Raw genomic sequence first — 4,703 nt, forward strand, 5'->3', positions numbered from 1 at the left:
ACACATTTCAGGACGGGACAGTTATACAAAAAAAGCCTGCCATTCGCTAGGAGCAAACGCAGGCTTTTCAATATTGTTACACTATTCCATGTTCATTAGCCGTGCGTGTTCATTAACCGTGACTGCTTCTTCCCACGTTGTCATGGCTCAGCTCTTTATTTAGAACCGCTTCCACATGACCCGGAGAGCGTGTTGAGCCAGAAATCAGTCGATACATCGCAGGGATTACGAACAGAGTTACCAGTGTCGCGAAACCCATACCGAAGAAGATAACCGTACCCACTGCCACTCGGCTTTCATAGCCTGCGCCCGTTGAAGTAATTAATGGGATTGCACCGGCTAGTGTGGTGAACGCCGTCATCAAGATTGGACGTAAACGTCGAGCCGAAGCATCAATGATCGCCTTTTCAAACTCAATGCCACGGTCACGAAGTTGGTTAGCAAACTCTACGATCAAGATACCGTTTTTGGTCACCATACCGATCAACATGATCATACCAATCTGGCTGTAGACATTGAGCCCTTGATTCATCAACACCAAACCTAAGAAGCCACCAAAGATACCCATAGGTACAGTGAACATCACCACCAGCGGGTTAATGAAGCTTTCAAACTGCGCGGCCAGTACCAAGTACGCGACCAGCATCGCTAGCGCAAATACCACTAAGATACTTGATTGGTTCTCTTTAAAGTCTTTTGACTCGCCAGAGTAACTCACTGAAATATCGCCCGGTAGCTGTTCAATCGCTTGTTCATCAAGGAAATCAAGTGCGTCACCCAGCGTGTAGCCTTCCATTAGGTTCGCTTTGATGGTCACCGATTTCTGCTTGTTGTAGTGCGACAAACGAATCGAGGATGCCACTTCTTCAATGTGCGTCAACGTATCGAGTGTAACCAGCTCACCAGACTGAGTTCGCATGTAGATTTGGCTCAAGTCATTAGCATTATTAAAGCTGTTCTCATCACCACGAAGGTATACGTCATACTCTTCACCACGGTCAACGAAAGTGGTTTCACTACGGCCGCCAAGCATGATCTCTAACGTATCTGAAATATCCGAAACGCTAACGCCTAGCTCGGCTGCACGTTGTTTATCTACGGTTACCAATAACTCTGGTGTTTTCTCAGAGTAATCGATGTCCGCACCTTCCATCATTGGAGAGTCTTCAGCCGCTTGCTTTAACAGTTCGCCCCATTTCTGAAGTTCAGAGTAATCAGAACCGCCAAGTACGAATTGAACAGGCTCACTTGAACCACCTTTGAAGCCCGGCATGAACGGGAATACACGCACATCTGGAATGCCGTTCAACGATTTACGAACTTCGTTCAACGCTTCTTGTGCGGTAACGTCACGCTCATCCCAGTCTTCTAGGATCATGATTACGAAGCCCGTTTGGTCACCCGCATTACCACCAAACGCTGGTGATTGAATACTGAATGACTTCAAGAAGCCCTGACCAAGCAATGGCATTAAGCGTTCTTCAACGATGTCCATGTTGGCAGACATACGGTTGTAACTGGTTGCATCGGCACCACGAACAAACGCAAATATAACACCACGGTCTTCTTGTGGCGTCAGTTGCGACGGCACTTGTTGCATCAAGCCATAACTACCGCCCATACACGCGATAATGATGATTGGAGCGGCCCAACGCCAGTTAAGAGCACGGCGCAATACCGCGCGGTATCCAGACTCAAGCTTGCCAAATACGCGCTCGACAAACAAATTGAAACGGTTTGGTTTAACGTTCGCTTTAAGGATCTTACTGCCTAGCACTGGCGTTAGCGTTAATGCGACTAGCGACGAGAAGATCACCGACATCGCAAGCAATACAGAAAACTCGGTAAACAATAGGCCAACCATGCCGTCCATGAACGAGATTGGTAGGAATACCATTACCAATACAAGCGTTGTTGCGATTACCGCGAAGCCTACTTCACGAGTACCTTTATAGGCCGCAAGCAGCGGTGACTCACCACGTTCAATATGGTGGAAAATGTTCTCAACCACCACGATCGCATCATCTACCACCAAACCAATCGACAGGATAAGTGCCATCAAGGTAATCAGGTTGATAGAGAAACCGAAGTAGTACGCGGCAATAAACGACGAGATCAGAGATACAGGTACGGTTACCGCTGGAATAAGTGTTGCACGTGCTTGACCAATAAAGATATAAAGCACAAGGATAACCAAGCCGCCCGTGATAAAGAGCGTGCTGTAAACCTCAGAGATTGAGCGGTCGATAAAGACAGTTGAGTCATAGTCGACAGCTAAACGAGTACCGTCTGGCAAGAACTTTTGAATTGCTTCGACTTCTTTATGGACTAAGTCAGCCACCTCAAGTGGGTTCGCATCTGACTGAGGCACGATACCCATACTTACGTTAACAACGCCGTCACTCTTAAAGGTCGAGTTCTCGTTTTCTGCGCCAATGTAAACATCCGCTACGTCTTTCAAGTAGATAGGTGTGTTATCAGAGGCACGTTTAACGACTAGATATTCGAAATCTTCCGCTTCAGTGTAAGAACGAGCAGTACGAACCGACATCACAATCGCATCGTTACGTACTTCACCACCTGGGCTTTCAATGTTCTCACTGTTCAGAGCAGAAGTGATGTCCGAGGTAGTAACGCCACGACCCGCCATCTGCGCAGGTTTCAGCTTCACGTACATTACTTTGTACAAGCCACCTGAGATATCCACCGAGCTCACGCCAGAAATCAAACTAAAGCGGTCAATCAACACACGTTCGGTGTAGTCGGTTAACTGCGTTCGGTCCATCTCCGTCGAACTTAAGTTGATGTAGACCGAAGCTTCACCACTACCATTGTTCTTATAAACAATTGGGTCGTCGGCTTCATCTGGCAATGAACGCTGCGCACGAGCTACAGCATCACGAACATCACTCACACCGGTATTGAGGTCGTAACCAAGCTCAAAAGTAATCGTGATACGCGACATACCGTTACGCGTTGTGGATTCGATCTCATCGATACCACTGATGCCGGATAACTGGTCTTCAAGGTTGGAGGTTATTTGGCTTTCAATGATGGTGGCAGACGCACCCTCATAACGAGTACTGATCGATACTACCGGGCTTTCAATATCTGGCATCTCACGAACCGCGAGCTTATTGAAAGAGACAATACCAAACACAACCAATAGTAGGCTCAATACGACGGCCGCTACTGGTCTCTTTACAGAAACATCAGATAACAACATTAGTTAGCGCCTTCTTGTGCTTTTTTATCACTTGCTGCATCAGCTGGGCGATTAACGGCAAGCTCTTGAACCAAGACGCCGTCACGCATGTTCACGATACCTTGCACCACGATCTTCTGGCCAATTTCGATGCCTTTGTCGATCACGACTTCGTTATCGATACGTGCCCCAAGGAAAACTTCTGTACGAGTTGCTTTATTATCTTCGTCGATAACATAAACGAAACGCTTCGTACCTGAATACTCAAGCGCTTGAACTGGAATGATTGGCGCTTCCACTGGTGGGAAGTCCATATCCGCCGCCACTAACATACCTGGCTTTAGATAATCATTATTGTTGTCGAAGTGGATTCGAACTCGAAGGTTCAAGGTTTCAGCGTTAATACGAGAATCAATGCCTACTACAGTACCAGTGAACTGAGTGTCGCCCCATGCGCTAGTGCGAGCCGTTACTTTCATACCTTTAGACAGTTTAGAAAGGTAGCGCTCCGGGATCTGCAGATCTAATTGCATTACCGATAGGTCATCTAAGGTCACGAGTTCAGTACCTGCTGTCACCATTTTACCGCGGCTAAAGTCGATAAAACCAACAGTGCCCGAGAATGGCGCGCTGATGTGAAGATCTTTCAGATTGGCATTTGCAGCAGCTAAACGAGCGTTGGCAATCTCTACGTTCGTTTTCTGAGCGTCAATTTCAGTTTGCGTGATCGCGTTACGTTTCACTAGGCGTTGAAATTCCGCTAGCTTACGTTGCTCGTCTTTTAGATAAGCTTGCGCTTCTGCAACCGCCGCTTTCGCTTTGTCGTCATCAAGCTGAACCAACATCTGCCCTTTAGTGACATCTTGATTGGCTTTAATGTTGATAGAGTCCACTCTGCCAGCCACTTCAGAAGTGATCATTACCGATTGCTCGGCTTCTAACTTACCGACCAACGAAAGAGATTGGCTAACTTGGTGAATATCAACCTGCTCAGTAACAACAGTGACAGTGCTTGGGCCCATACGTTTAGCGAGTACGGCTGGAGACGCCATAAGAATAGACAAGCTAAGCAGGGTTAAAACAGATTTACGCTTCATAATAATGGTCTGCAAGTGAGATTTAATATCTATAAATGAAATTAACCGTATTCTATCAACTGATGAATGCTGTAACGTCAAGAAGTGTAAATCTAGATTAAATTCCATTTACGTTTCTTGGCGAATTGCACAAACCAAACACAATGCAGAAAGCGAGTTACCTCAAGGTGTTACCTATCACTACGTAAACCTTAGTACAGATGTTCACTTCCCGAGCAATATGCGTACTTTTCGCCATCTTTGCCCAAAAAGGCAGCATTCAACACAAAACCATAAGAAAAACTCTTTACAGGTTTAACGTGTTTGCTATGATGCGCTCCGCACTTGAGAGATGCGTTGGGAAAAACATCTCTTTAGCCTATCCATTATGAGTTAGGAAAAACACCCTGGAGGGGTTCCCG

The 4,703-nt window shown here is 46.4% G+C and carries 2 protein-coding genes; both read right to left on the reverse strand.

The window, feature by feature from the left end; translation table 11 throughout:
* Positions 1–112: 112 nt before the first annotated feature.
* Positions 113–3,226 (reverse strand): vibriobactin export RND transporter permease subunit VexH, encoded by a 3,114-nt coding sequence (vexH, locus tag AB4558_RS21685; RefSeq protein WP_372072990.1) that lies wholly within the window; start codon positions 3,224–3,226, stop codon positions 113–115.
* Positions 3,226–4,302: an efflux RND transporter periplasmic adaptor subunit gene (locus AB4558_RS21690; protein ID WP_102393841.1), complete on the reverse strand. Its 1,077-nt coding sequence runs from the start codon at positions 4,300–4,302 to the stop codon at positions 3,226–3,228. Before AB4558_RS21690 ends, vexH begins: the two co-directional genes overlap by 1 nt.
* Positions 4,303–4,703: the final 401 nt, after the last annotated feature.

It is taken from the genome of Vibrio sp. 10N.222.51.C5 (genome assembly GCF_041474575.1).
GTDB classification, from domain to species: Bacteria; Pseudomonadota; Gammaproteobacteria; order Enterobacterales; family Vibrionaceae; genus Vibrio; species Vibrio crassostreae_C.

Bases quoted from the DNA above. Each gene is read 5' to 3' on its own strand.
- AB4558_RS21690 (WP_102393841.1), bottom strand. From the start codon at position 4,302: ATGAAGCGTAAATCTGTTTTAACCCTGCTTAGCTTGTCTATTCTTATG.
- vexH (WP_372072990.1), bottom strand. From the start codon at position 3,226: ATGTTGTTATCTGATGTTTCTGTAAAGAGACCAGTAGCGGCCGTCGTA.